This window comes from Corynebacterium sp. HMSC070E08 (assembly GCF_001808895.1).
GTDB lineage: Bacteria > Actinomycetota > Actinomycetes > Mycobacteriales > Mycobacteriaceae > Corynebacterium > Corynebacterium hiratae.
This window is the reverse complement of the sequence record NZ_KV794774.1, coordinates 1-329: the sequence shown is the minus strand read 5'-3', so window position 1 is coordinate 329 and position 329 is coordinate 1. Positions and strand designations below refer to the sequence as shown.

The following is a 329-nucleotide window of genomic DNA, read 5'->3' as shown; positions in this document are numbered from 1 at the left end:
CCCCGCTTCGGGTCCAGGACACGCCACTCAAACACCCCATTAGGATTCGGTTTCCCTACGGCTACCCCACACGGGTTAACCTCGCGACATGCCGCTGACTCGCAGGCTCATTCTTCAAAAGGCACGCCATCACACAATAAAAAGTGCTCTGACGGATTGTAAGCACATGGTTTCAGGAACTATTTCACTCCCCTCCCGGGGTACTTTTCACCATTCCCTCACGGTACTAATACACTATCGGTCACACTGAGTATTTAGGCTTACCGGGTGGTCCCGGCAGATTCACAGCAGATTCCACGAGCCCGCTGCTACTCGGGCAACCCAACAAC

At 54.1% G+C, this 329-nt stretch carries 1 rRNA gene; it reads right to left on the bottom strand.

Annotated features, from left to right (window positions below):
• Positions 1-329: ribosomal RNA gene (locus HMPREF2526_RS08185) — 23S ribosomal RNA — on the bottom strand; the annotation flags it as partial.